27 protein-coding genes are annotated in these 23,752 nt (G+C 73.5%); 18 read left to right on the top strand and 9 right to left on the bottom strand.

Annotation, left to right across the window (positions count from 1 at the left end; genetic code table 11):
* Positions 1-85: 85 nt before the first annotated feature.
* From ACIQFY_RS04860 to ACIQFY_RS04825, 8 genes are all read left to right on the top strand, one after another.
* Positions 86-550 (top strand): Asp23/Gls24 family envelope stress response protein, encoded by a 465-nt coding sequence (locus ACIQFY_RS04860; RefSeq protein ID WP_209685804.1) that lies wholly within the window; start codon positions 86-88, stop codon positions 548-550.
* A complete protein-coding gene (locus tag ACIQFY_RS04855; RefSeq protein WP_400338522.1) occupies positions 543-734 on the top strand; it encodes a hypothetical protein in 192 nt (63 codons plus the stop codon). The genes ACIQFY_RS04860 and ACIQFY_RS04855 overlap by 8 nt, the downstream gene beginning before the upstream one ends.
* Positions 731-1,063, top strand: coding sequence for a hypothetical protein (locus tag ACIQFY_RS04850; protein ID WP_251160829.1), 333 nt, complete (start codon positions 731-733; stop codon positions 1,061-1,063). Before ACIQFY_RS04855 ends, ACIQFY_RS04850 begins: the two co-directional genes overlap by 4 nt.
* A gap of 12 nt (positions 1,064-1,075) precedes the next feature.
* Positions 1,076-1,651, top strand: coding sequence for a DUF6286 domain-containing protein (locus ACIQFY_RS04845; RefSeq protein WP_400338520.1), 576 nt, complete (start codon positions 1,076-1,078; stop codon positions 1,649-1,651).
* Positions 1,648-2,211: a hypothetical protein gene (locus ACIQFY_RS04840; protein WP_400338518.1), complete on the top strand. Its 564-nt coding sequence runs from the start codon at positions 1,648-1,650 to the stop codon at positions 2,209-2,211. The genes ACIQFY_RS04845 and ACIQFY_RS04840 overlap by 4 nt, the downstream gene beginning before the upstream one ends.
* A gap of 129 nt (positions 2,212-2,340) precedes the next feature.
* On the top strand, positions 2,341-2,511 hold the full coding sequence (locus ACIQFY_RS04835) for a CsbD family protein (protein WP_066656081.1): 171 nt from the start codon (positions 2,341-2,343) through the stop codon (positions 2,509-2,511).
* Between the two features lie 65 nt (positions 2,512-2,576).
* Positions 2,577-3,752 (top strand): Asp23/Gls24 family envelope stress response protein, encoded by a 1,176-nt coding sequence (locus ACIQFY_RS04830; RefSeq protein WP_400338516.1) that lies wholly within the window; start codon positions 2,577-2,579, stop codon positions 3,750-3,752.
* Positions 3,749-4,162, top strand: a complete 414-nt coding sequence (locus ACIQFY_RS04825) for an MFS transporter permease (protein WP_209685812.1) — start codon at positions 3,749-3,751, stop codon at positions 4,160-4,162. Before ACIQFY_RS04830 ends, ACIQFY_RS04825 begins: the two co-directional genes overlap by 4 nt.
* Positions 4,163-4,185: 23 nt before the next feature.
* On the opposite strand, the gene ACIQFY_RS04820 is transcribed toward ACIQFY_RS04825, so the two are convergent.
* The 4 genes from ACIQFY_RS04820 to rimK all read right to left on the bottom strand — a co-directional run bounded on the left by ACIQFY_RS04820 (position 4,186) and on the right by rimK (position 10,248).
* A complete protein-coding gene (locus tag ACIQFY_RS04820) occupies positions 4,186-5,160 on the bottom strand; it encodes an NAD-dependent epimerase/dehydratase family protein (RefSeq protein WP_326496856.1) in 975 nt (324 codons plus the stop codon).
* Positions 5,157-7,931, bottom strand: a complete 2,775-nt coding sequence (locus ACIQFY_RS04815) for an alpha/beta fold hydrolase (protein WP_326496855.1) — start codon at positions 7,929-7,931, stop codon at positions 5,157-5,159. The genes ACIQFY_RS04820 and ACIQFY_RS04815 overlap by 4 nt, the downstream gene beginning before the upstream one ends.
* Positions 7,928-9,001: a 3-oxoacyl-ACP synthase III gene (locus ACIQFY_RS04810; protein WP_066658652.1), complete on the bottom strand. Its 1,074-nt coding sequence runs from the start codon at positions 8,999-9,001 to the stop codon at positions 7,928-7,930. The genes ACIQFY_RS04815 and ACIQFY_RS04810 overlap by 4 nt, the downstream gene beginning before the upstream one ends.
* A 68-nt stretch (positions 9,002-9,069) precedes the next feature.
* Complete coding sequence (gene rimK, locus ACIQFY_RS04805) at positions 9,070-10,248, bottom strand: 30S ribosomal protein S6--L-glutamate ligase (protein ID WP_058727301.1); 1,179 nt, start codon at positions 10,246-10,248, stop codon at positions 9,070-9,072.
* 68 nt (positions 10,249-10,316) lie between these two features.
* Between rimK and ACIQFY_RS04800 the strand changes: the two genes are divergently transcribed.
* Positions 10,317-10,778, top strand: coding sequence for a RimK/LysX family protein (locus ACIQFY_RS04800; RefSeq protein ID WP_066656091.1), 462 nt, complete (start codon positions 10,317-10,319; stop codon positions 10,776-10,778).
* Positions 10,779-10,977: 199 nt separating this feature from the next.
* Complete coding sequence (locus ACIQFY_RS04795; protein WP_400338512.1) at positions 10,978-11,649, top strand: peroxiredoxin-like family protein; 672 nt, start codon at positions 10,978-10,980, stop codon at positions 11,647-11,649.
* A 105-nt stretch (positions 11,650-11,754) separates the two neighbouring features.
* On the opposite strand, the gene ACIQFY_RS04790 is transcribed toward ACIQFY_RS04795, so the two are convergent.
* Positions 11,755-12,309 carry a TetR/AcrR family transcriptional regulator gene (locus ACIQFY_RS04790; protein ID WP_400338510.1) on the bottom strand — a complete coding sequence of 185 codons (555 nt, stop codon included), beginning with the start codon at positions 12,307-12,309 and terminating at the stop codon, positions 11,755-11,757.
* 23 nt (positions 12,310-12,332) lie between these two features.
* Between ACIQFY_RS04790 and ACIQFY_RS04785 the strand changes: the two genes are divergently transcribed.
* The 5 genes from ACIQFY_RS04785 (at position 12,333) to ACIQFY_RS04765 (ending at position 17,584) form a co-directional block, all read left to right on the top strand.
* On the top strand, positions 12,333-13,532 hold the full coding sequence (locus tag ACIQFY_RS04785) for an MFS transporter (protein ID WP_400338508.1): 1,200 nt from the start codon (positions 12,333-12,335) through the stop codon (positions 13,530-13,532).
* 10 nt (positions 13,533-13,542) lie between these two features.
* The gene (locus ACIQFY_RS04780; protein WP_209685822.1) at positions 13,543-14,811 is read left to right on the top strand and encodes a sensor histidine kinase; all 1,269 of its coding nucleotides are present in this window, start codon (positions 13,543-13,545) and stop codon (positions 14,809-14,811) included.
* Positions 14,793-15,500, top strand: a complete 708-nt coding sequence (locus ACIQFY_RS04775; protein ID WP_400338506.1) for a response regulator — start codon at positions 14,793-14,795, stop codon at positions 15,498-15,500. Before ACIQFY_RS04780 ends, ACIQFY_RS04775 begins: the two co-directional genes overlap by 19 nt.
* A gap of 129 nt (positions 15,501-15,629) precedes the next feature.
* Positions 15,630-16,511, top strand: a complete 882-nt coding sequence (locus ACIQFY_RS04770; RefSeq protein WP_400338505.1) for an ABC transporter ATP-binding protein — start codon at positions 15,630-15,632, stop codon at positions 16,509-16,511.
* On the top strand, positions 16,508-17,584 hold the full coding sequence (locus tag ACIQFY_RS04765) for an ABC transporter permease (RefSeq protein ID WP_400338503.1): 1,077 nt from the start codon (positions 16,508-16,510) through the stop codon (positions 17,582-17,584). Before ACIQFY_RS04770 ends, ACIQFY_RS04765 begins: the two co-directional genes overlap by 4 nt.
* Before the next feature lie 556 nt (positions 17,585-18,140).
* Here the strand turns inward: ACIQFY_RS04765 and ACIQFY_RS04760 are convergent.
* Positions 18,141-19,205: a YeiH family protein gene (locus ACIQFY_RS04760; protein ID WP_251160710.1), complete on the bottom strand. Its 1,065-nt coding sequence runs from the start codon at positions 19,203-19,205 to the stop codon at positions 18,141-18,143.
* A 53-nt stretch (positions 19,206-19,258) separates the two neighbouring features.
* On the opposite strand from ACIQFY_RS04760, the gene ACIQFY_RS04755 reads away from it, so the two are divergent.
* A complete protein-coding gene (locus ACIQFY_RS04755; RefSeq protein ID WP_400338501.1) occupies positions 19,259-19,951 on the top strand; it encodes a hypothetical protein in 693 nt (230 codons plus the stop codon).
* Positions 19,952-19,970: 19 nt separating this feature from the next.
* Here ACIQFY_RS04755 and ACIQFY_RS04750 read toward each other — a convergent pair whose 3' ends face one another.
* A complete protein-coding gene (locus tag ACIQFY_RS04750; RefSeq protein ID WP_400338500.1) occupies positions 19,971-20,594 on the bottom strand; it encodes an LppP/LprE family lipoprotein in 624 nt (207 codons plus the stop codon).
* 172 nt (positions 20,595-20,766) lie between these two features.
* On the opposite strand from ACIQFY_RS04750, the gene ACIQFY_RS04745 reads away from it, so the two are divergent.
* Complete coding sequence (locus ACIQFY_RS04745) at positions 20,767-21,108, top strand: hypothetical protein (protein WP_066656115.1); 342 nt, start codon at positions 20,767-20,769, stop codon at positions 21,106-21,108.
* Between the two features lie 100 nt (positions 21,109-21,208).
* On the opposite strand, the gene ACIQFY_RS04740 is transcribed toward ACIQFY_RS04745, so the two are convergent.
* Together ACIQFY_RS04740 and ACIQFY_RS04735 are read right to left on the bottom strand one after the other, a co-directional pair.
* Positions 21,209-22,066, bottom strand: coding sequence for an ABC transporter permease subunit (locus ACIQFY_RS04740; protein ID WP_400338498.1), 858 nt, complete (start codon positions 22,064-22,066; stop codon positions 21,209-21,211).
* Positions 22,063-22,983 (bottom strand): ABC transporter ATP-binding protein, encoded by a 921-nt coding sequence (locus ACIQFY_RS04735; RefSeq protein WP_209685835.1) that lies wholly within the window; start codon positions 22,981-22,983, stop codon positions 22,063-22,065. The genes ACIQFY_RS04740 and ACIQFY_RS04735 overlap by 4 nt, the downstream gene beginning before the upstream one ends.
* Positions 22,984-23,197: 214 nt before the next feature.
* Between ACIQFY_RS04735 and ACIQFY_RS04730 the strand changes: the two genes are divergently transcribed.
* On the top strand, positions 23,198-23,656 hold the full coding sequence (locus ACIQFY_RS04730) for a DUF4383 domain-containing protein (protein ID WP_326496845.1): 459 nt from the start codon (positions 23,198-23,200) through the stop codon (positions 23,654-23,656).
* Positions 23,657-23,752: the final 96 nt, after the last annotated feature.

Genomic DNA, 23,752 nt, shown 5'->3' with positions numbered 1-23,752 from the left:
TGACGAATCTCGGTGTCAGCCCGTCTCATCCGTGAACAGCAACCGCTGGGAACGTGTCCCGGCGGGTTCTCGAAGGGAGACACCAATGGCTGACACCACCACCACCTCGACCACTCCGGCGACCGCCTCGGCGGCGTCGCGCTCGGCCGGCCAGAACGGTTCGGGTACTGCGGGCAAGACCACGATCGACGACACCGTCGTGTCGAAGGTCGCCGGCATCGCCGCTCGTGAGGTCAACGGCGTGCACTCGCTGGGCGGCGGCGCTGCCCGTGCGATCGGCGCGATCCGCGACGCGATCGGGCAGCGTGACCACGGTCAGGGCGTCAAGGTCGAGGTCGGCGAGAAGCAGGTCGCCGCGGACGTCGTGATCGTCGCGGAGTACCCGGTGTCGCTGCAGCAGGTCGCTGACGGTGTCCGTTCGTCGGTCGCCCGTGCGCTGGAGCAGATCGTGGGCATGGAGGTCGCCGAGGTGAACGTGACCGTCCAGGACGTCTTCATCCCGGGTGATGACGACGACAACGACGACAAGAAGGAGTCCCGCGTTGAGTAACACACTCGTCGGTGCGCTGATCGGCGCCATCCTCGCCGTCGTGGCACTGCAGTTCGGGTTCTGGGGCTTCGTCCTGGTGGTCGTGTTCGGTCTGGTCGGTGCCCTCGTGGCCGCGATCGTGACCGGGAAGATCGACCGCGGCGCCCTGACCGACGTGCTGACCGGACGCCGGAGCTCCCGGTGAGCGCCGGCCCGGTAGGAGTCGACGCGACTGCCGTCCCGGGCCGCGTCGAGATCACCGCACGAGCGCTGACGGCGCTGGCGCGGGCAGCCGCAGCCGAACAGCTCGGCGTGCCCGCGAAGCGTCTGCGCGTGGGACTCGACGACGACCGGGGGTCCATCGTCCTCGACGTCACGGGTCCCGTGCGCGAACAGGCCGACATCGTCGCCGCGGCTGCTGCCGCCGCTGACGCGGTGGGTCGCAGGGTGGGCGAGTTGGCGGGACGTCACGTGGGTCGGACCCACATCGAACTGACCGGGATCGTGCGTGAGCACGAGGGCCGGGTCCGGTAGGAGACAGAGCACATGAGCACCGAACAGCTCGAGAAGCGGCTGCGTCGTCGCAGCATCCACCGGTCCCGGTCCACCGCGGTCGCGATCACCCTGGTCGTCGTCGCACTGGTCGCGGCGTGGATCGGCACCGAAGCGGTCCTGAAGGCCATCGGGCAGCAGCCGCTGCTGGCGGACCCGCAGACCGTGGTCGACACCGCCCTCGAGCCCGACGCCGCGTTCACCACCATCATCGAGGTCATCGCCGCCGCCCTGGTGATCCTCGGCATCGTCCTGGTCGTGCTGGCCCTCAAGCCCGGCCGGCAGCCCCGGTCCGGGATCGACCGTGACCGTGGTGCGGTCGTGATCGACACCCGCATCCTGGCCTCCACCGCCGCGAACGCCGCCGCCCACGCAGCAGGCGTCCCGGAAGCCAACACGACCGCGTCCGCTCGTGGGCACCGCACCCAGGTGCACGTGGTGCCCCTGTCCGGCATCCCCGTCGACGCCAGCGCCGTCGAGCACGCCGTCGGGGACCGGCTCGGTCGCCTCGGCGGCAAGCACGGCTCGTCGGTGCAGGTCACCGTGGAACAGAAGGGAACCCTGGCATGACCACCACCAACCGCGGCTTCAACCGGGTCCTGCTGCTCCTGATCGGCCTGATCAGCATCATCGTCGGTGTCACCATCGGCGCCGGGGTCCTGCAACCCGTCCGCGACGCCCTCCAGCCCTACCTGACCCTGCCGCAACAGGTCACCGTGCCCGACCAGGCACTGTGGATCATCGCCGCGGTCTGCGCGGTGGTCATCGTCCTCGCCGTGATCGTGGTGTTCACTCGCGGTGGCGGCGGCACCAGCGTCGCGGTCCGGGAACGCTCCGGCGAGGACCAGGTCACCGTGAACGTCGCTCTCGTGCGAGACGTCATCGACCACGAACTCACCGGCGTCCACGACATCGTCGCCGCGAAGGTCGACACGTACCTGGTCAAGAAGACCCGCGCCGCACGCATCCGGGTCCACGTCCGCCGCGGCGGCGACGCGGTCACCGTCCTCGACGCCGTCGACCACGCCCTGACCACCCTCGACCAGACCCTCGGCCGACAGATCCCGGTCCTGGTCCACCTCACCGGCGGCACCCGCACCGCACTGGCACGCACCACCCGCGTCCAGTGACAGCACCCGGCGGACGACGCCGGACACGAACGCACCACCAGCACCACCGCAACCCGGTCGGACGAGGCAGACCGAGCCTCCCGACCGTCACCACCGGGCACCAGCCCACGAGCGAGAAGGGAACCCACCATGGGACTCGACGACAAGATCAAGAACGCCGCACAGGACCTGACCGGCAAGGCCAAGGAAGCCTTCGGCAACGCGACGAACAACGACGAGAAGGTCGCGGAGGGCAAGAAGGACCAGGCCGCTGCGAGCGCCAAGCAGACCGGCGAGGACGTCAAGGACGTCTTCAAGTAACAGCGGACCACGGCCGTCGCTCCCCGAGTGGAGCGGCGGCCGTCCTGTTCACAGAGGAGGAAGCCATGCAGCACGATCCGAACGCCCGGACGCAGATCACCGAGGTCGACCTGCCGCCCGAGCTGACCACCCCGCTCCCCGAGGATGCCGGGCCCCTGGTGGTCGCCGCCCGCACCGCGGCGGAGACGGCGCTCGGCGTGCCGGGCGTCCACCACCTGGGCGGGCTCGTCGCCCGCGCCGCCGACCGGGTCCGCTCGCAGCTCGGCCGCACCGCCGGAGCGCCCGGGGTGCAGGTCGACGACAACGACGGCACGCTCGACGTGACCGTGTCCGTCGTCATCAGCTACCCGCACCCGGTCCGCGAGGTCGCCGAGGAGGTCCGCCGCCAGGTGGCCGCCGCGGTGTCGCAGCTCGGCGCCGGACAGCCCACCTCGGTCGACGTCCGCGTGCTCGACGTGCACGGGCCCTTCGACGACGAGCCGACCCCTGTCAACCGCGCCCGAGAGGCTGTGGGCGACTCGGTGGACCGCACGAAGGAGGCCGTCTCGGGTGCCGCGGAGGACGTCCGCGGCGGTGCCGCCGAGGTCGCCGAGCGTGCACGGGACGCCGCGCAGGACGCGGCGGGTGCCACGCGCGAGGCCGCCGGTCGCGCACGTGACGCCGCCGGTGACGCCGTCGACCGGGCACGGGAGACCGCGGGGGACCTGCGCGAGCGGGCGTCCGACGCCGTGGACACCGCGCGTGCGAAGGCGGCCGACGCCGTCGACACGGCGCGCGAGACCGCATCCGACGCGGCGGAGCGTGCCGCGGAGAAGTCCTCCGACGCCGGCGACGCGGCGAAGCAGGCCGTCAGCGCGGCGAAGGACGCCGCGGCGGACGCCTCGCAGGAGGTCCGCGACCGCGCCTCCGGCGCTGCCTCGGCAGCGACCGACGCCGCGGCCGACGCGGGCGCAGCGGCCTCGGACGCCGCCGACTCCGCAGCGACCGCGACGCAGGACGCGGTCACCGCGACGCAGGTCGCAGCGGACGGTGCACGTCGCGAGGGCAGCACCGACGCCGACGAGCTGTCGGCCGAGAGCGCACCCGCCGCGGACGAGCAGGTCGCCGACGCACTGGACGAGGCGGCCGACCGCATCGAGCACGCCGCGGACGTCGTCCGCGACGAGGCCGACACCCGCCACGACCAGGCCGCCGCCCACCGCCGCGGCGACGGCGACGGCGACGGCGAGGCACAGCGATGACCGCGTGGGCGGGACGCCGGGGCACCACGGCCCGGCGTCCTCGCCCGCGCGGTGTCTGGACCACGTCGGGCATCGGCATCGTGCTGGTGCTCGCCGTGGCCCTCGGCGGGTACCTGCCGCTCGTCGGGTTCCTCGGCGGCGTGACCGCCACCACAGCGGGGCTCGTGCCGTTCCCGTTCGTCCGGATCGCCCTCGTCACCGTGCTCGGCCTGGTGGTGGTCCTCGCCCTGCTGCTCTGGGCGCTGACCCGACGGCACACGGTCACGTCGGTGTTCGCCGTCGTGCTCGCGGTCCTGGTCAGCCTCGCGGTCACGGCCTACCCCGTGGTGACGATCGCCATCGCCTCGGCGGACCGCGCGGGCGACGTGTGGCCGATCATCACCGAGCTCTGGCAGCGCTTCACCGGCTGACGGTCCGCCCGCCCGACGACCGGTCAGTGTCCGGCGGCGGCCGCCAAGCGGGCCAGGCCCTCGTCGATCGTGATCGTCGGGGACCAGCCGAGGTCGTGGCGCGTCCGTCGCTGGTCGAACCAGTGGGCGGTGGACAGCTGCTCGGCGAGGAACCGCGTCATCGGCGGCTCGTCCGCCCCCGGACGCACCCGCCACACCGCCTCGACCACGGACCCGGCTGCACGGGCGACGGCGGCGGGTACGTGCCGCCGCGGTGCGGGGACGCCGGACGCGGTGCAGATGCCGGCCAGGAGCTCCCCCACCGGCCGCGGCTCCCCGTTCGTCAGGACGTAGGCGTTGCCGTGCACGGCGTCGTCCGCCGCGTGCTCGAGCGCAGCGACCATCGCCGAGGCCGCGTTGTCGACGTAGAGCGTGTCGATGAGTGCGGCGCCCGAGTCGAGGAGCGGCAGCCGGCCGGCACGTGCCCGGTCGACGATGCGTCCGACCAGCTGCGTGTCGCCCGGTCCCCACACCAGGTGCGGGCGGACGGCGACGACCGCGAAGCCCGGCTCGTCGGCCGCCAGCGCGAGGAGCTCCGCGGCGCCCTTCGTCCGCGCGTAGTGCCCGCGGGCGGCCATCGGCTCGGCGGGGTCGGCAGCGGCGCCGGCCAGCGACGACCCGGTGTGCGCCACGGACGGCGACGACACGAAGACGAAGCGCCCCACCCCGGCGGCCCGCGCGGCGTCGAGCAGCGCGCTCGTCCCGGCGATGTTGACCCGCGCGAAGTCGGCCGGGTCCCCGGCGAGCGAGACCTTCGCCGCCAGGTGCACCACGGCGTCGACGCCCTCGACCGCGCGCGCGACCGCAGCGGTGTCCGTCATCGTGCCGAGCGAGTCCTGCACGCCGTCGACCCGGGACGGCCGACGCTGGAACGTGCGGACGTCGTGCCCGGCGTCCCGGACGGCGGCGGCGGTCGCCCGGCCGAGGAAGCCGCTGGCACCGGTGACCAGGACCCTCACGGGCGGGTCATCCGGCCGCCGCCGAGCACCGTCGTCGCCCATCGCGACAGCCGGGCGCGGTCGACCTTCGAGTTGTGCCGGACGTCCGTCGGCAGCACCGGGACGACGAGCACCGCGGCGAGCGGGACCCCGGCGGCGGCGCGGACGGCGGCGGCGAGCTCGGCCGACGCGAGGCCGGGACGCCGGGCTGCGGGGACGGTCTCGACCACGGCGACGACCTGCTGGGTGCCGGACGGTCCGGTGCCCGCGATGCCGGCGCGGCCGACACCGTCGACGCGCTCGATGCGCTGCTCGGGTCCGACGGGTGTCACGACACCGTGCGGAGTCGTCACGACGTGCTGGAGCCGGCCCTCGATCCACAGGCGCCCGTCGGCGTCGAGGTGCCCGACGTCGCCGGTACGGTGCCCGCGCGGGTCGTCGACCCCGAGCCGCGAGACGCGGTCCGTGCGCCAGAGTCGGTCGTAGTGGTCGCGGACGTGCGGGGCCGCGACGACCACCTCGCCCGTGACGCCGGCCTGCTCCGTGAGGTCTCCGGTCGGTGCGCCGTCGGCGTCGAGCGGCGCGATCCGCACGCGGACACCGACCGCCGGTCGACCGACGCAGATGCCGTCGTCGGGAGCGGAACCCGCCGACCGGATGCCGTCCAGGTCGACGTCCGTCATGAGCAGGCCCTCGGTCATGCCGTAGGGCGTGTGCGCCGCTGCGTTCGGCATGAGGTCGGTGGCCGCCCGGAGGAGCGCCGCAGGCACCGGTGCCCCCGCGGACAGGAACAGACGCACCCGACCGAGGGCCTCGCGGTCGCCGGCCGCCAGCGCCGGTGCCGTCGCGACGACGTTCGCCAGCGCTGCGGGTGAGAGGAACACCACGGTCGCGTCCACGGCGGCCACTGCGTCGGCCACCGCCGACGCCGTCAGCGTGCGCGGACGGGTGACGTCCATGTCCGGGGCCACCGACCGGGCACCGAGGGCGGGACCGAGCAGGGCGAACGGCGCGAAGCCCGCGACCAGCCCCGTGCCGACGCCGACACCGTACTGCGCCGCGAGGACGTCCCGCACCGCGGTGAGCTGCCCGTGCGTGTAGACGACGCCCTTGGCCGGACCGGTCGAGCCCGAGGTGAACAGGACGGCCGCGGGTGCGTCCGGCGACGGTGCAGCGGGCAGGCCTGCTCCGGCTGCGAGTCGTCGGGCGCCACGTCGGGCGACCTCGGTCAGGGTGTGCTCCACGCCGAGGACCGCTCGCGCGGGGGCCGAGAGCGCGACCGTCGCGATGCGTCGACCCGGCCACCCGAGTGCGCGCGCAGCGCCGAGACCGGGCAGCGCCCCGATCACCCAGTCCGGCCGGGCGCCGCGGACGGCGCGGGTGAGCCCGCGCAGACCGAGGCCGGCGTCCGCGACGACGACCACGGCACCGATCCGGACGCAGGCGTACAGGACGGCCGTCAGGTCGGCCCCGGGCGTGACGAGCAACGAGACGCGGTCGCCGGGACGCACGCCGAGGTCGGCGAGACCGACGGCGACCTCGCGGACACGGCGGGCGAGCAGCCGCCACGAGACCGTCCGCGGGCCGCCGGGAGCGGCCATCTCGACGAGCGCCGGGCTCGCGTCGTCCGCGAGGTCGTCGAGGGCTGCCCAGAGCGGTCGGTCGGTCGCGGGGCCCTCGGTGGTCGCATCGGTCGCGTCGCTCGCGTCGGCCGTCCGGGCGTCGGCCGTCCGGGCGTCGGCTGTCCGGGCGTCGGCCGGGAGGCTCGACTCGCCGCCGCCGGGCGCGTGCCCGTCCGGCAGGCGGTCGCCGAGCCAGTCGAGCACCGTGCCCGCGACGTCGGCGTCGTCCGGCAGCAGGTGACCGGCACCCTCGAAGCGGTGCACGTCGGCGTGCGGCAACCGGTCGGCCAGGTCGTCGAGGTACCGCTCGAGGAACACCGGGTCACGTGGTCCCCACATGACGAGCGCCGGGACCTCGAGCGCCGCGACACCGGCCGCGATCCGGTCGAGCTCGGTCGCGCTGGGGTGCGCGGCGTCGACGGGGATGTCCGCCACGAACCCGCCGATGCCCCCGCGGCGGGCTGCTCCGCGGTACGGCGCCCGGTAGGCGTCGGCGGTCGGCCGGTCGAGCGTCGGGTGGGCGATGGCGAGCGTCGTCTCGAGGAACGCGGGCGTCAGGACGGTGCCGCGACCGAGCACGCCGGGACGCAGGGCCAGCCGCAGCGGTGCGGGGATCGGGGCGTCGTCGGGCTGGTGCACGGCGGTGTTGCACGTCGCCACGCCCACGACGAGGTCGGGGTGGTCGACCGCCCAGCCGAGCGAGACGACGCCGCCCCAGTCGTGCCCGAGCGTGACGACGGGTCCGGCGAGTCCGAGCTCGTCGGTCAGGGCGCCGAGGTCGCGCACGCGGTCGGCCAGACGGCGCTGGTCGGCGGTGCGCTCCGAGAAGCCCATGTCGAGCTGGTCGACGGCGATCACGCGCCAGGCCGGGCCACCGGCCCGGGCGACGCTGAGCGTGCGGGCCGCGACGGACCGCCAGAGGTAGGACCAGGTGGGGTTGCCGTGCACGCAGAGCAGGGTGCCGACCGGGGTGACGCCGAGCGCCTCGAGCTGACCGGCCGTGTCGAGGAGGTGCCAGGTGCGCGCGGGGTGGTGCGTGCCTCCCGGCCGGCCGTCCGGCGACGCTGGGACGGTGACCAGACGGGACCAGGCCGGGTCGAGTCCGGGCAGGGGCGGCGGGAGCGTCGCCGGGGCCGTGCTGGCGGCGACGCGCGGGAGGCCGGACCTCACCAGCGCAGTTCCATCATCGCCGTGTTGATGCCGGAGCCGACGCCGCCCAGGAAGACGCGGTCACCGCGGGTGATGCCGCCGCGGTCGACCTCGTCGGCCAGGGTGATCGGGATCGACGCCGGGCCGACGTTGCCGTAGCGCTGGTAGGTGGTCGGGACCTTCGTGCGCGGGATGCCGATGGCCTCGACGAAGGCGTTCGTGTGCACGTCGGAGACCTGGTGGAGCACGTAGCGGTCCATGTCCTGCCAGTCGAAGTGCGAACGCGCCTCGGTCCAGGCGGCGACGACGAGCTCCATGCCGCCCTTCAGCAGCATCTTCGCGTCGGTGAACATGCCGTCCACGCTGCCGACGCACAGGTCGTACCACTGCGTCGCCGCGCGGGTGACGCCGCCGATGATGCGGTGCCCCTCGGGGTGGACGTCGGACGGGCCGAGCACGGCGGCCGCGGCGCCGGACCCGAGGGTCAGGCTCGCGAACTCGCTCATGAAGTCCTTGCGGTTCCGGCCACCCTGGTTCAGGCGGTCGATCGTGTTGAGCTGCACCTGGTCGGCGTCCTCGCCGTCCACGATGAGCGCGTACTTGATCTGCCCGGAGTCGATCATGCCCGCGGCGACGCTCATCGCGTTGACGAAGCCGAGGCACGCGTTCGCGATGTCGAAGTTGATGGCCGACGTCGGCAGCCCGAGCCCGTGGTGCAGGCGGACGGCGACGCTCGGCTCGAGGTGCGGACGGGTCACCGAGGTGTTGATCAGCAGACCGACGTCCTCCGGGCGGATGCCGGCCTCGGCCATCGCGCGACGGCCGGCGTCGATCGCGGCGTCCTGGAAGGTCTGCCCCTCGCCCCAGTTGCGGCGTTCGGTGACACCGGCGACACGCTCGAGCAGACCGGTCGGGAGACGGAGCCGACGGAGCGCCCCGCGGAGCTTCGCCTCGATGTCCGCGGAGGTCGTCACACGGTCCGCGACGGTCGTCGCCACCGACAGCAGCGACACGTTCTGGTGCTTCGCCGTGGCGTTGCCGGGGCGCTCCGGTTCGCTGCTCGTCGACTGGTCGACCGGTCGTTCCGTCATGATCGTCACCGACACATACTTCCGCATCCGACCTGGATGTGCGATCCGGGTGCGCTGGGCGGCACCGGTCAGGCGTCCTTCGGCAGCTTGCGGACCTTCGACCGGCGACGCCGACGGTCCGGGATCATCGACCGCATCTCCTCGAGCTTGCCGAAGCAGAGCAGGCGGTCGCTGGCCTGCAGCTCGACGCCGCTGCGGGGGTTCGGGATCACCGAGGCGCCGCGGTGCAGGGTCAGGACCGTGATGTCCCGGTCCCAGAGCCCGGACTCCTTGATGGTCTTGCCGACCAGGTCCGCGTTCGTGTGCACGAGGAGCTCGGCCACGCCGTAGCCGGTCGAGACGCTGAGGCGCTGACGGACGTCGATCTCCGGGAACGCGACCTGGTTGCCGATGAAGTCGATGATCGCGCCGGCGACGTCGAGGCCCGTCGCACGCTCGATGCCCTCGAGCCCCGGGGAGGAGTTGACCTCCATGACGAGCGGTCCGTCGTTGCCCTCGAGCATGTCGACACCCGCGACGCGGAGCCCCATGATCTGCGCCGAGCGCACCGCCGCCTCCTCGTACTCGGGGCTCAGGGTGACCTTCTCGACGGTGCCGCCGCGGTGCACGTTCGAGCGGAACTCGTCGCCGGAGGCACTGCGACGCATCGCAGCGACGACCCGGTCCCCCACGACCAGCGCACGGATGTCCCGGCCCCGGCTCTCGGAGATGAACGCCTGGATGAGCACGTTCTGCTTCGTGGAGTGCAGCGTCTCGACGATCGACTCGGCGACCTTCGCCTCGGGTGCCAGGATCACGCCGATGCCCTGCGTGCCCTCGAGCAGCTTGATGACGACCGGCGCCCCACCGACGCTGTCGATCGCCCCGCGGACGTCGGCACGGCTGTTCACGAACGTGGTCGCGGGCATGCCGATGTGGTGGCGGGACAGGATCTGGTTCGCCCGGAGCTTGTCGCGCGAGTTCGTGATGCCCGTCGCCGTGTTCGGCGTGTAGACGTCCATCTGCTCGAACTGCCGCACCACCGCGGTGCCGTAGTAGGTGATCGAGTTGCCGATCCGCGGGAGCACGGCGTCGTAGTCGCTGAGCAGCTTGCCCCGGTAGAGCAGGTCGGGCTCGTCCCCGGACAGGTCGATGGCGAACCGCAGGGTGTTGAGCACCTTGACCTCGTGGCCGCGATCGACCGCTGCGGCACGCAGACGCTGCGTCGAGTACGCGTGCGGGGCGCGCGACAGGATGGCGAGTTTCATCGGGGTTGCTCCACGGGGTCGAGACGTCGACGGCGACGCTCAATCAAAGCATGCGACAGGATGGGCACATGGCCCGGAACCCGACGATCGCAGGATGGCGTGAGTGGGCTGCCCTGCCCGGGCTGGACCTGCCCTGGATCAAGGTGAAGCTCGACACCGGGGCGCGGAGCTCGGCACTGCACGCGTTCGACCTCGAGGAGCTCCCCGGCGACCGCGTCCGCTTCTCGGTGCACCCGTGGCAGGACACCGACGCCGACGCCGTCACGCACGAGTGCGACGTGCACGACCGACGGATCGTCCGGAGCTCGACGGGGCACACGCAGGAACGCATCGTCGTGCTGACGCCGATCACGCTCGCGGGTCGCACGATCGACGCCGAGGTCACGCTGAGCAACCGCGACCAGATGGGCTTCCGCATGCTCGTCGGCCGCGAGGCGCTGCGCCAGGGCTTCCTGGTCGACCCCGCGCGGTCGTTCATGGCCGGCCGGGCCCCGAAGGAGATCCGGCGGCGCAACCGCGGTCGCGCCTGAGGCGCGGGGCCGCGCGTTCCGCACCACGGCGGACGGGAGGCGCGGGGCGGGTCGGATCCGCGCCTCCCGTCCGCCGCTCGGGTCGCGCTCCGCAGCCCGGATGACGCTCCGTGACGACGCCCGTTCCCCCGCCGAGGTGACGTGCCTACGCTCCACGCACCGGCCCAGTCGCCGGCGTCCCGGACCCGAGGAGACCGACGTGACCGACCAGACCATCGCCCGCCAGGTGGACGACTTCAACCAGGGCTTCACCACCCAGATCGGCCCGGAGCTGTCCGCGGTCTTCGACGGCGAGCAGGCCGACCTGCGCGCCTCGGGGGTGCCCGACGGGGTCGTCGGTGTCGGCGAGACCGCCCCGGACGCGCGACTCGTCACCCCGACCGGCGACGAGACGTCGTTCGCCGCCGTCCACGGCTCCACGCCGACCGTCGTCGTCTTCTACCGCGGCGCCTGGTGCCCCTACTGCAACATCACACTGCGCACCTACCAGCAGGAGCTCCTGCCGGCGCTGCGGGAGCGGGGCGTCCAGCTCGTCGCGGTCTCGCCGCAGACGCCGGAGGCCGCCGAGCAGTCGATCGCGAACGGGGAGCTGGAGTTCCCGGTGCTGACCGACCCGGAGAACGTGCTCGCCGGACGCTTCGGCATCGTCACGGAGCCGAGCGACGCCGCGCGGGCGGCGCACACGCAGCTCGGGTTCGACGTCGCCGACAGCAACGCCGACGACACCGCGGCGATCCCGTTCCCGTCGGTCTTCGTGATCGACGCGGACGGCGTGGTCCGCTCCGCTGACGTGCACGTCGACTACACGACGCGCACCGAGGTCGCGGACGTGCTGACCGCGGTCGACGCCCTGGTGGTCCCCGCGCCCTGACCGGCCGCTCGGCGCGGAGCCGACCGGGGCGGACGGGAGGCGCGGGCCGGGTGACGGACGTCCGTCACCCGGACCGCGCCTCCCGACCGCACCGCGGCGCGGCCGTCAGGGCAGGAGTGCGTACGCGACCGCGCGTGCGGTGGCGGAGTCCGCAGCGGGGTCGCGCAGGCGCATCGCCAGCGCACCCGAGACGACGAGCAGCAGCTGCTCGGCGAGCGCCGGGGCACGGTCGCCGACGAGCGGACGAGCCGTCTCCGTCAGCCGCCGTCGCAGGGTGTCGGTCTCGCGGTCGAGGACGGCGCGCAGGTCCTCCGGGGCATCGACGTACTCGGCAGCGGTGCCGAGGAAGGCGCACCAGCGGGAGCCCGTCGGGGTGGACCGGTACTCGTCGAGCGCGTCGAACACGGCGAGCAGGCGGCCGCGGTCGTCGGTCGCCCGCTCGAGGGCACGGTCCCACGTCGCGACCCAGTCGTCGTGTCGTCGGTCGAGCGCCGCGGCGACCAGGGCCTCCTTGCTCGGGTACCCGCGGTAGAGCGTCGCCGACGACACCCCCGCGCGTTCGAGCACCGCGTCGACGGGGGTCGCCGCGATCCCGCGGGTGAAGAACAGTTCCTCGGCGGCGTCGAGCACCCGTTGCTCGGTCCCTGGACGCATCGCCATGCAGCCAGCCCAGGGTCACAGAAGTGAAACGGTCGTTTTCGTTACCGACCCCCGTCCTGCTCGCGAGCGGGCTGGGGCTCGTCGCTGCGACCTACGGCCTGGTGCGCCTGGCGTTCGGGCTCTTCCTGCCGGACGTCCAGCGCGACCTCGGCTTCGGCGCGGACGTCGGCGGTGCGGTGTCCTCGGGCGCCTCGGTCCTGTACTGCACCGGTGCCGTCGTGGGGTTCCTGCTCGCCGACCGCGCCGCCCGGTGGCTCGTCGTGGTCGCGGCGCTCACCGCAGGCCTCGGCGCGATCACGACGGCGGCGAGCGCGACGACCGTCGTGTTCGGGGTGGCCGCCGTGATGGCGTCGTCCGGGGCCGGACTGGCGTCGCCGGCGATGGTGCAGCTGGTCGCCGGCCGGCTCGACGGCGCCGCACGCGACCGGGCCCAGGCGGTGGTGAACTCCGGGACGGGCCCGGGGCTCGTCGCGGCCGGGGTCCTCGCGCTCGTGCTGCTGCCGGACTGGCGCACCGCCTGGGCCGCCGCCGGCGTGGTCACGCTGCTGGTCGGTGCGGTGGTGTTCCTCGCGGCCGGACGCGGTGCACCGGACACGCGCTCCGCCCCGGCAGCGGCCCAGCGCTCCGCGCTCCGCGCGGCGCTCCCGGGACGGTCGTGGTTCGGCGCACAGGTCGTGCCGGTCGTGGTCGCGCTGCTCTTCGGTGCGGGCTCGGCGGTGGTCTGGACCTACGGCCGCTCAGCGCTCGTCGGAGCCGGCGTGCCGAGCGGACTGACGGTCGTCGCGTGGATCGCGCTCGGCGTCGGCGGGGCCTCGGTCGCGGTGACGGCGCGGTGGACGAGCGGGCTGCCCGCTGCCCGCCTGTGGCTGCTGACGACGACGCTCGCCGCCGTCGCGGTGCTCACGCTCGGACTGCTGCCCCACGTCGTCGGGGCCGCACTGGTGGCGTGCGCGCTGTTCGGGTGGGGCTACACCGCGGCGACGGGCGCGCTCATCGCCTGGACGACCGAGATCGACCAGGACCACGCGGCCGCGGGCACCGCGCTGCTCTTCGTGGTGCTCGTCGCCGGCCAGGCACTCGGAGCAGCGGCGGCCGGCGTGCTGGTCGGGCCCGCGGGCACGGCGACGACCTTCACCGCGGCAGCCGCCGTCGTGGCGGTCGCTGCCACCACACCGCTCGTCGCCGCCCGGCGGGAACTGCGGCCGACGGCGTCCACCCGGTAGCGTTGCCCGCATGGGGTGGACGAGGGAGGGGTGGGCCCGGTTGCCCGTCGGGCCGCGGGAGCACCGGCAGGACGCACTGCTCGCGCTCGTGCTCGGCGTCGGGTTGGCCGTCACGACCACGCTGTACGGCGCCGCCGGCGTCTACGAGGACGACCAGGCGCCGTGGTGGGTCTCCGCGCTGATGGTGGTCGCGAACGCCGCGCCGATCGCGTTCCGCCGCCGCTGGCCGATGACCGTCGCCGTCGTGTCCGCGCTGGCGTTCGCCGCGACACAGCTGCTCCACGTCCCCGAGATCATCCTCGTCAACTTCACCCTCTTCATCGCGCTGTACACGGTCGGGGCGTGGTGCTCGGACCGGATCCGCGCCGAGGTGGTCCGCTGGGTGATCATCGGCGGGATGTTCGCGTGGGTGTTCCTCGCGCTCTCGTTCGGGTGGGCGGTGCCGAACGCGCTGCCGAACGACGACGACGCCCTGATCCCGCCGTACATCGCGTACTCGCTCGTGAACATCCTCATCAACGTGCTGTACTTCGGCGGCGCCTGGTACGCCGGCAACCGGGCGTGGGCAGCCGCGGTGGCCAAGCACGACCTCGCCGAACGCACCGCGGAGCTCGCCGCCGAACGAGAGCGCACGGCCGCCCAGGCGATCACCCTCGAGCGCGTGCGGATCGCCCGCGAGCTGCACGACGTCGTGGCCCACCACGTGTCGCTGATGGGTGTCCAGGCCGGAGCCGCCCGACGCGTGGTCGGCCGCGACCCGGAGCAGGCGACCGCCTCGCTCACGGTGGTCGAGGACAGCGCACGCACCGCGGTCGAGGAGCTCCGCCGCATGCTGGGGACCCTGCGCGAGGACGACCCCGGCGCGAGCGCGACCGACACCGCGCCGAGCACGGCCGGGCTCGGTCGGATGCCGGAGCTGGTCGACGCCGTCCGCTCCTCGGGCCGGGACGCCGGGCTCGTCGTCGTCGGTGACGAGCGCTCGGTGCCGCCGACCGTCGGGGCCGTGGCGTTCCGCATCGCGCAGGAGGCCGTGACGAACGTCGTCAAGCACGCCGGCCCCACCGCCCGCGCGGACCTGCGCCTGCGGTACCTCGACGACGGCATCGAGGTCGAGGTCGCCGACGACGGACACGGCGCCGGCGCGGTCCGCGACCCCGGCGGCAGCGGGCTGGGCCACGTCGGCATGCGGGAGCGCGTCGCCGCCGTGGGCGGTCGCATCGAGATCGGGCCCCGCGCCCGGGGAGGGTACCTGGTACGGGCATGGCTGCCGACGACCTGACGATCGTGCTCGCGGACGACCAGGACCTGGTGCGTGCCGGCTTCCGCGTCATCCTGGAGTCCGAGCCGGGCTTCCGCGTGGTCGGCGAGGCCCCGGACGGCGGCGCCGCGGTCGAGGCGGTCGTCGCGCTGCGACCCGACGTCGTGTGCCTCGACGTCCAGATGCCCGGCGTCGACGGGCTCGAGGCGGCACGACGCATCGGCGCGCTCCCGGACCCGCCGGCGGTGCTCGTGCTCACCACGTTCGACGACGACGACGCCCTGTTCCAGGCGCTCGAGGCGGGGGCGAGCGGGTTCCTGCTGAAGAACGCCTCCCCCGAACGGCTGATCGACGCCGTCCGCACGGTCGCCGCCGGGGACGCCCTGCTCGCCCCCGACGTCACGCGCCGGGTGATCAGCCGCGCGACCGCCGGGCACGGCCCCACCTGCCCCGCGCACGCCGGCCACACGGCGTCCCCGGTCGACGACGGTGCGGTCGCCATCGCCGCCGCGGGGCTCACCGAACGCGAGGCCGAGGTCCTGCGACTGCTCGCGCGCGGCTGCAGCAACGCCGAGATCGCCCGCGCGCTCTTCGTCGGCGAGGCGACCGTGAAGACGCACGTGTCGAACGTCCTGCAGAAGACCGGCGTGCGCGACCGCATCCAGGCGGTCGTGTGGGCCTTCGAGCACGGCGTCTCCTCCGCGGCCTGACGGACACCGCTCCCCCGCGCGGTGGAGCCGGGGCGTCGGGAAGTCCCGCCTCCCGCCGGAGGTGGACAGCGCCTCCCGGACCGTAGCGTCGAGACGTCGGCGAGGACCGCCGGCGGAAGGGAACGGGCGATGCTCACCATCGAAGGCGTGACGAAGCACTTCGGCGACCGCCGGGTGCTCGACGACGTGGGGTTCTCGGTCGGCAGCGGCCGGCTGACCGGGTTCGTCGGCGGCAACGGCGCCGGCAAGACGACCACCATGCGGATCCTGCTCGGCGTGCTGCAGGCCGACACCGGGCGCGTGTCGATCGACGGCACCGAGGTCGGCCCGACCGACCGCCGCCGCTTCGGCTACATGCCCGAGGAACGCGGGCTCTACCCGAAGATGCCGGTCGCCGAGCAGATCACCTACCTCGCACGCCTGCACGGTGTCGACAAGCGGACCGCGGGGCAGCGGACCACCGCGCTGCTCGAACGACTCGACCTCACGCAGCACGCGAGCGACGCCGTCGAGAAGCTCTCGCTCGGTAACCAGCAGCGCGTGCAGGTCGCTGCGGCGCTCGTCCACGACCCCGAGGTCCTGGTGCTCGACGAGCCGTTCTCGGGCCTCGACCCGATGGCCGTCGACACCGTGCTCGGCGTGCTCCGCGAGCAGGCGGCGAGGGGTGTCCCGGTGCTCTTCTCGAGCCACCAGCTCGACGTGGTCGAGCGGCTGTGCGACGACGTCGTCGTGATCGCCGACGGGACGATCCGTGCCGCCGGCGCCCAGGAGGACCTGCGCCGCAGCGCCGGCCCCGCCGCGTGGGAGCTGCTCGTCGACGGCGACGTCGCGTGGATCCGCGATGAACCCGGCGTGACCGTGCGCGAGTTCGACGGCGGGTACGCGGTGTTCGAGGCCGACGATCCCACGGCGCAGCGCATCCTGCAGCGCGCCGTCCAGCACGGCACGGTGGGCTCGTTCGCCCCACGCGTACCCCGTCTCAGCGAGGTCTTCCGGGAGGTCGTCCGATGACCAGCCACTTCGTCGACGCCGTCCGGCTCGTGACCGTCCGCGAGATCCAGGCCCGCGTCCGCAGCAAGGCCTTCGTGGTCTCCGCCGCGATCCTGGTGCTCGCCGTCGTCGTGTCCGTCGTCATCGCGGGCATCATCGGCAAGGCAACCGCAGACGACACCACACCCGTCGCGGTGGTCGACGGCGTCTCGCTCCAGTCCACCGACGGCCTCGACGTCACCCCGACCACCACCGTCGCCCAGGCCGAGCGCCTCGTGCGGAGCGGTGACGTGGACGCCGCCGTCGTGCCGTCCGACGACACCCTCGGGTACAGCGTCGTCGGGCTCGAGGACACCCCGACCGACGTCGTCGGTGCCCTCAGCGTCACCCCTGCGGTGGAGCTCCTGCAGCCCGGCACGCTCCCGGCGGGCCTGGTGTCCGCCATCGGCATCCTGTTCGGCGTCGTCTTCTTCACCTCCGCCGTGACCTTCGGGTCGTCGATCGCGCAGAGCGTCGTCGAGGAGAAGTCGACGCGGGTGGTCGAGATCCTGATGGCCGCCATCCCGGCCCGTGCCCTGCTCGCCGGGAAGGTGCTCGGCAGCAGCATCATGGCGTTCGCGCAGATCATCGCCATCGCGATCGCCGGCGCCGTGGCCCTCGCGGTCACCGGGCAGGACAACCTGTTCACGTTGCTCGGCCCCAGCGTCCTGTGGTTCGTCGGCTTCTTCGCCGTCGGCTTCGTGCTCATCGCCGCGCTGTTCGCCGCGTCCGCCGTGCTCGTGTCCCGCCAGGAGGACGTCGGCAGCGTCACGATGCCCGTGATGCTCCTCGTGATGATCCCGTACATCCTCATCGTCTCGGCGGCGGACAACGAGACGATCGTCGGGATCATGTCGTACGTCCCGTTCAGCGCGCCGATCGGGATGCCGATGCGGATCTTCCTCGGGACCGCCGAGTGGTGGGAGCCGATCCTCTCGCTGCTGCTCGTCGCCGCGTCGGTCGTCGTGGTCGTCGCCGTGGGCGCGCGCATCTACGAGAACGCGCTGCTCCGGACCGGCGGACGGGTGAAGCTGACGGAGGCGATCCGCGGCTGACGTCGCCGCACGACGGACGGGAGGCGCGGCGCCGGCTGGCACCGCGCCTCCCGTCCGGAACGCAGCCGCGCCGGGCGCGGGGCGCCCCGCACAACCAGGAGCACGTCACGCCACGGAACCGCACGGCGCGACGTGCCTCCCGTTGTGCGGGAGCACGTCACGCCACGCGGACGCCGCCGGACGGGAGGCACGGGCCTGGACCGCACCGCGCCTCCCGACCGGAACGCAGCCGCGCCGGGCGCGGGGCGCCCCGCACAACCGGAAGCACGTCGCGCCACGGAACCGCACGGCGCGACGTGCCGTCCGCTGTGCGGGAGCCCGTCACGCCACGCAGGCGCCGCCGGACGGGAGGCACGGTGCCGGCTGGCACCGTGCCTCCCGTCCGGAACGCAGCCGCGCCGGGCGCGAGGCGCCCCGCACAACCGGAAGCACGTCGCGCCACGAAACCGCACGGCGCGACGTGCCTTCCGCTGTGCGGGAGCACGTCGCGCCACGCAGGCGTCGCCGACGCGACGGCTGACGCACGGTGCCGGCTGGCACCGTGCCGCCGGGCCCGTCAGAGCTGGCCGAGGGCCGCCTGCACGCCCAGGCTCGTCCCCGCGACGAGCACCCACAGCACGATGCCGAGCAGCATCGGCCGGAACCCGGCCCGGCGGAGCGCCGCGAAGTCCGTCGAGACCCCGACGGCCGCCAACGCCACCGTGATGAGGAACGTCGCCGCCGTCGAGAACCCCGGGGCCGCCGCCGCGGGCAGGACCCCGGTGGTCCGGAGCAGGACCACGACGAGGAAGCCGACCAGGAACCACGGGACCAGCCGCAGCACGCGGACGCCCCCGGCGCGACCCGTGCCGTCGACGGCGGCGTGCTGCGAGCGGGCGGTGCGGCGCGCCTCCAGGCCGGCGAGCCCGATCACGATCGGGATGATCATCAGGGTCCGCACGAGCTTGACGACGACGGCGGTGTCCGTCGCCTGACGGCCGTAGACCGTGGCGGTCGCGACGACGGAGGACGTGTCGTTCACGGCGGTCCCGGCGAAGACGCCGAACGCGTGCTGGGACAGGCCGAGCGCGTGGCCGACGAGCGGGAAGACGAAGACCGCGGCGATGTTGCAGAGGAAGATCGTCGACAGGGCGTAGGCGACCTCGGCGCTGGCGGCACCGACCACGGGGGTGACGGCGGCGATGGCCGATGCGCCGCAGATGCCCGTGCCGACCCCGATGAGCGTCCGGAGCGTGCTCGACACCCGGAGCAGCCGGCCGATCCCCCACGCCGCGACGAGGCACACCACGAGCGTGGTGAGCATCACGGGGAGGGTCTCGCCGCCGATGCGCAGGACCTCGCCGATCGACAGCTGTGCGCCGAGGAGCACGACCGCTGCCTGCAGGACGCGGCTCGACGCGAACTTCACGCCGGGCTGGAGCCCACCGAGGTCGGCTGCTCCGTCGTCCTGGGCCCGTCGACGCCGGACGAGCCAGCCGACCAGCGCACCGAGCAGGACGGCCGGCACCGGACCGCCGACGACCGGGACCGCGCGGCCGACCAGGGTCGCGGCGACGCCGATCACGACGGCGAGCGCGACACCGGGCAGGGCAGCGACGAGCGCCGGGCGGGACAGGGGCATGTGGACCAGCATCCCACCGTCCGGTGCCCAGGCGGTACGGGCAGGCTGAGGTGGTGGACCATCAGTCGGAGCCGTGGGTGCAGCGACTGCGCGACGGGGTCGTGCCGCCGCTGTGGCCGTTCGTCGCGGGCGCGCTCGGCCTGTTCGCCGTCGCGGTCGGCATGCTCGTCTTCGAGGCCCGGTTCGTCGACCAGGCGTCGCTCACCGGCCGCGGCTCGATCGCCGTCCTCCTGCCGCTGCTCGGCGCCGTGGGCTGCGTCGTCGCGCCGATCAGCGCCTGGCGGGACGGACGACGGGACCGACGTGCGCTCCGGCACGCGCACGGCCACGGCCGGGGTCGACCGGCGTTCCACCTCCCGGTCTCCGCGCGCGGGACCATCGCCGGACAGGACCTCCCCGACCCGCGCATCGCGCTCGTCACCGTCGACCGGAGCGGGCTGCTCGGCTGGTCCCCCGTGTCACCCGACCCGGTGGTGACGATCCCCTGGACGCGCGTCGCACGGATCGACCTGGCCACGAAGGACCACCGCGGACGACGGGAGGACTACGGGCTGTGGCTCACGCTGACGGACGGCGGACCGTTCGTCCTCGAACCGCGTTCGGCACTCGGTCGACCGTTCAGCGCGTCCCAGCCCCGGCTCGACGTCCTGCGGGACGTGCTGCGGGCGCTGCGCCCCGGGTCAGGGCCCGGGTCACGGCCCGGGTCCGGGTCCGGGTCCGCCGGTCGACGCGGAGCACCGCGCTGAGTGACAGGGCGGCGGGACGTCACCGGGCGGGCGGGACGTCTCCGGACATCTCAACGCGACCGGCAGCGTCGTCCCACGTGTACGTCGCGGTCGCTCGGCCGGAGGGGTCGGCGTTGCTGTCCGCACCCTGCGGGTAGCGGTACTCGACGCGGATCGCCCCCGCGGACTGCCGCGTCACCTGCGGGACGAACGGGTACTGCTCCTTCGTCGCCGTCCCCAGGTACGTCCCGTCGTGGAAGAGCAGGATCGCGACCGGCGAGCTCGCGGTGCCGTCGACGACGCTGACGGTCACCGCGGACAGCGCGGCGCAGCCGTCGTAGACCGAGGTGTCGGCGTTCGACGCGTCCCACCGCGCCGACTCGAGGCCGGCGGGCAGCGGGAGGTCGGCGATCGGACCAGCGGCGGCGGCGGCCCCGTCGGACGGTCCGCAGGAGGGTGTCGCGGTCGGCGTCGACGACGGGCCCGGGGTCCCGCTGCCCGTCGTCGACGACGAGGACGACGCCGAGTTCGAGGGCGTGACCGTCCGCGTGACGGTCGCGGTCGGGCCACCGCCGCCCCCGCCGGTGCACCCCGCGAGGGCGAGGGACGCCCCGGCGACGATCAGGAGCAGGCCGGCGGGACGGGAGTGACGTGTGGTGCGCATGGGACCACCCTGCCCGGCGCGCTGCCCGGATGTTCATCCCCCGACCGCACCGACGCCTGGAGACCCCACCGCCTGTCGGCGTACCATCCAGGCGGAAGCAAGGGCGGTTCCGAACACCTCCCGAGCACCGACCTCACGGGCCGGTCGAGTCAGACACAGATCAGAGCACGCCGTGACCGAACACCTCATCGAGTACGTCGCCCGCGACCGGACGGGCATCACCACCGTCGTCACCACGACCGGTGTCTTCGACGTCGACACCGTCATCGACCACATCCGCGCCGGGCACGCCGGCTACTACGTCGCCGCCGATTCGTGGAAGCGGACGCCGGTCCGGAGCATGTCGTTCATCGGCGGTTCCTACCTGTTCGCGAACTGGGACGGCTCGAAGCGGAACATGCTCCACGACCTCGCCTTCCGGATGCCGACCCGTGCGGTCGAGGTCGTCCAGCAGCCGCGGCGCTCGTGGCGACTGACGCGCGCCCTGCGCGGGCTGTTCTCACGGGCGGCCTGAACCGCCGGTACCCGGCTGCGGACGGACGGGAGGCTCGGTGCCGGTCGGCACCGAGCCTCCGTTCCGTCACGCCCCGCGTCGCGAGCCGCGCGGCTCGTCGTCAGACGTCGCGCTTCTTGACCGCGGCCAGGGCGAGGACACCGATCGTGACGACCCACGCTGCCAGGACCCCGCCGCCGGCCCAACCGTTCAGCACGACGCCCTCGGGTGCGGGCTGGCCCGCGGACCGCTCGTAGGTGTAGAGCTGGCTGCCGGCCTGGTCGGGCAGGAAGCGGGACACGTCGAGGAGCCACTGCTGGTCCACCAGCCCCGCGAAGAGCTGCAGCACGATCGGCAGGACGAGCAGCACGCCGAGCGCGATCGCGATGCCACCGGCGCTCGACCGGACCAGGAGGCCGATGCCGAAGGCGAGCAGTGCGATCCCCGTGACGTAGACCGACGAACCGAGGATCGGCATGAAGACGGCGGGGTCGGCCAGGTCGGCGTGCACGCCCTTGTCCGCCTGGAACAGCGCGACGAGCACGACCCCGATCCACGTCGCCGCTGCACTGACCACGAAGGTGGCCACGGCGAGGACGACGGCCTTGGCGAGGATCGCGCCGGTGCGCCCGGGGTCGGCCGTGAAGGTCGAGCGCACCTGCCCGGTGCCGTACTCACCCGTGATGATGAGGACACCCAGGACCGCGGCGACCAGCACGGTGAAGCCGACCGACGAGATGCTGAGGTTGACGATCTGGGCGTTCGCGACCGCCTGGGTCACCTCGGCGCCCTCGGGCAGACCGACGATCGGCGCGTAGAGCCCGAGCAGCGCACCGAGCCCGATGGTCAGCGCGACGATGATGGCGTAGCACCACCACGTCGACCGGATGCTGCGGAACTTGATCCACTCGCTGCGGACGAGTCGACCGAACCCGAGTCCGACGCGGTCGGGCATCGCGGTGGCCGTCGCGGCGCTCATCGTGCGACCTCCGCCTGGTACTCGACCTCGTCCTTCGTGAGGGCCATGTACGCCTCCTCGAGGCTCGCACCCATGGGGGTGAGTTCGTGGAGCACCGCGCCGGCACGGGCGGCGATGGTGCCGATCTGCTGTGCGTCGGGACCGACGACCACGAAGGCGCCGTCCTCGCGCGGGGTGATCGACGACGCCGCTGATCCCACGGCATCGAAGAGCTGGTCGGGGTGCGGGGTCCGGACGAGGGTCCGTGCGCCGCCGCCCTGTCCGCTGCCCGCGACGAACTCCGCGATCGGGGCGTCGGCCAGGACCTTGCCGCGGCCGAGCACGACCACGCGGTCGGCCGTCTGTGCCATCTCGCTCATGAGGTGACTGGAGAGGAAGACCGTGCGTCCCTCGGACGCCAGGTGCCGGGCGAGCTGGCGCACCCACACGACGCCGTCCGGGTCGAGGCCGTTGACCGGCTCGTCCAGGATCAGGGTCCTCGGGTCGCCGAGCAGTGCCGCCGCGATGCCGAGCCGCTGCCCCATGCCGAGGGAGAACCCGCCGACGCGCTTCTTCGCGACCGACTCGAGGCCGGTGAGCTCGATCACGTGGTGCACGCGGGACTTCGGGATGCCGTGCGTCGCCGCGAGCGAGAGCAGGTGGTTGTACGCGCTGCGCCCGGAGTGGACGGCCTTCGCCTCGAGCAGCGCGCCGACCTGGCGGAGCGGGTCGCGGAAGGACCGGTAGTCCTGGCCGTTCACCCGGACGCGTCCGGACGTGGGCGTGTCGAGGCCCATGATCATCCGCATGGTTGTGGACTTCCCGGCGCCGTTCGGCCCGAGGAAGCCGGTGACGCTGCCGGGACGGACGACGAAGGAGATGTCGTCGACGGCGGTCTTGGCGCCGTAGCGCTTGGACAGATGCTCGATCTCGATCACGTGGTCCACGCTATTTCCGGGACACCGTCGAGCGCGTCCCCCCTGGGGCGGAGACCCGGGGTCATCCCGCAGGAGGACGCCGCGCTGGAAGGACACCCGGACGGCGCACCAATCCGGCTGCGCACCTGCTCCGAAACCCCTGTACGACGACGACGCTGCCCCTGCGCGGTGACCCGGAGACGCCGTCGTGGAACGCATTCGGAAGGACCGCACCATGACCAGCAACGCAGCATCACCCCGTACCGGTTTCGCGTCGACCCTCGTCCAGAAGGGCGCACTGCTCTTCGGCGTCGTCTTCCTCATCGTCGGCATCGCCGGGTTCATCCCCGGACTCACGATGGACATGGGTACCATGTCCTTCGCCGGCAACAGCTCGATGGCCATGCTCCTCGGCCTGTTCCAGGTGTCGGCCCTGCACAACATCGTCCACCTGCTGTTCGGCATCGTCGGCATCCTCGCCGCCCGCTCCGCCGCAGGGTCGCGCTCGTACCTGCTCATCGGCGGCATCGTCTACGCCGTGCTGTTCGTCTTCGGCCTCTTCGTCGCCGGCATGGCCGGGGCTGCGAACTTCGTCCCGCTGAACAGCGCCGACAACGTCCTGCACGCCTTCCTCGCCGTCGCGATGATCGTCCTCGGCGTGCTCCTGCCCCGCGCCGGACGCACCACCCGCTGACCGACCCCGGTGGACCGCCCGGTGCTGGGCGGTCCACCGGACCAGCGGTGGCCTCCCCGGGGATCAGGGGTCATCGGACGCCCCCGTCGCAGCAGC

Origin of the sequence: Curtobacterium sp. NPDC092190, from assembly GCF_044755625.1 — a bacterium.
Taxonomy (GTDB): Bacteria; Actinomycetota; Actinomycetes; order Actinomycetales; family Microbacteriaceae; genus Curtobacterium.
Note: the sequence above shows the minus strand (reverse complement) of the source record. Positions and strands in the feature narration are given on the sequence as shown.

What these genes read in the sequence shown, in the direction of transcription:
- ACIQFY_RS04845 (WP_400338520.1), top strand. Translation starts at nt 1,076, where the DNA reads ATGAGCACCGAACAGCTCGAGAAGCGGCTGCGTCGTCGCAGCATCCAC.
- ACIQFY_RS04830 (WP_400338516.1), top strand. Translation starts at nt 2,577, where the DNA reads ATGCAGCACGATCCGAACGCCCGGACGCAGATCACCGAGGTCGACCTG.
- ACIQFY_RS04835 (WP_066656081.1), top strand. Translation starts at nt 2,341, where the DNA reads ATGGGACTCGACGACAAGATCAAGAACGCCGCACAGGACCTGACCGGC.
- ACIQFY_RS04740 (WP_400338498.1), bottom strand. Translation starts at nt 22,066, where the DNA reads ATGAGCGCCGCGACGGCCACCGCGATGCCCGACCGCGTCGGACTCGGG.
- ACIQFY_RS04825 (WP_209685812.1), top strand. Translation starts at nt 3,749, where the DNA reads ATGACCGCGTGGGCGGGACGCCGGGGCACCACGGCCCGGCGTCCTCGC.
- ACIQFY_RS04775 (WP_400338506.1), top strand. Translation starts at nt 14,793, where the DNA reads ATGGCTGCCGACGACCTGACGATCGTGCTCGCGGACGACCAGGACCTG.
- ACIQFY_RS04860 (WP_209685804.1), top strand. Translation starts at nt 86, where the DNA reads ATGGCTGACACCACCACCACCTCGACCACTCCGGCGACCGCCTCGGCG.
- ACIQFY_RS04780 (WP_209685822.1), top strand. Translation starts at nt 13,543, where the DNA reads ATGGGGTGGACGAGGGAGGGGTGGGCCCGGTTGCCCGTCGGGCCGCGG.
- ACIQFY_RS04750 (WP_400338500.1), bottom strand. Translation starts at nt 20,594, where the DNA reads ATGCGCACCACACGTCACTCCCGTCCCGCCGGCCTGCTCCTGATCGTC.
- ACIQFY_RS04810 (WP_066658652.1), bottom strand. Translation starts at nt 9,001, where the DNA reads ATGACGGAACGACCGGTCGACCAGTCGACGAGCAGCGAACCGGAGCGC.
- ACIQFY_RS04790 (WP_400338510.1), bottom strand. Translation starts at nt 12,309, where the DNA reads ATGGCGATGCGTCCAGGGACCGAGCAACGGGTGCTCGACGCCGCCGAG.
- ACIQFY_RS04800 (WP_066656091.1), top strand. Translation starts at nt 10,317, where the DNA reads ATGGCCCGGAACCCGACGATCGCAGGATGGCGTGAGTGGGCTGCCCTG.
- ACIQFY_RS04840 (WP_400338518.1), top strand. Translation starts at nt 1,648, where the DNA reads ATGACCACCACCAACCGCGGCTTCAACCGGGTCCTGCTGCTCCTGATC.
- rimK (WP_058727301.1), bottom strand. Translation starts at nt 10,248, where the DNA reads ATGAAACTCGCCATCCTGTCGCGCGCCCCGCACGCGTACTCGACGCAG.
- ACIQFY_RS04765 (WP_400338503.1), top strand. Translation starts at nt 16,508, where the DNA reads ATGACCAGCCACTTCGTCGACGCCGTCCGGCTCGTGACCGTCCGCGAG.
- ACIQFY_RS04730 (WP_326496845.1), top strand. Translation starts at nt 23,198, where the DNA reads ATGACCAGCAACGCAGCATCACCCCGTACCGGTTTCGCGTCGACCCTC.
- ACIQFY_RS04770 (WP_400338505.1), top strand. Translation starts at nt 15,630, where the DNA reads ATGCTCACCATCGAAGGCGTGACGAAGCACTTCGGCGACCGCCGGGTG.
- ACIQFY_RS04760 (WP_251160710.1), bottom strand. Translation starts at nt 19,205, where the DNA reads ATGCCCCTGTCCCGCCCGGCGCTCGTCGCTGCCCTGCCCGGTGTCGCG.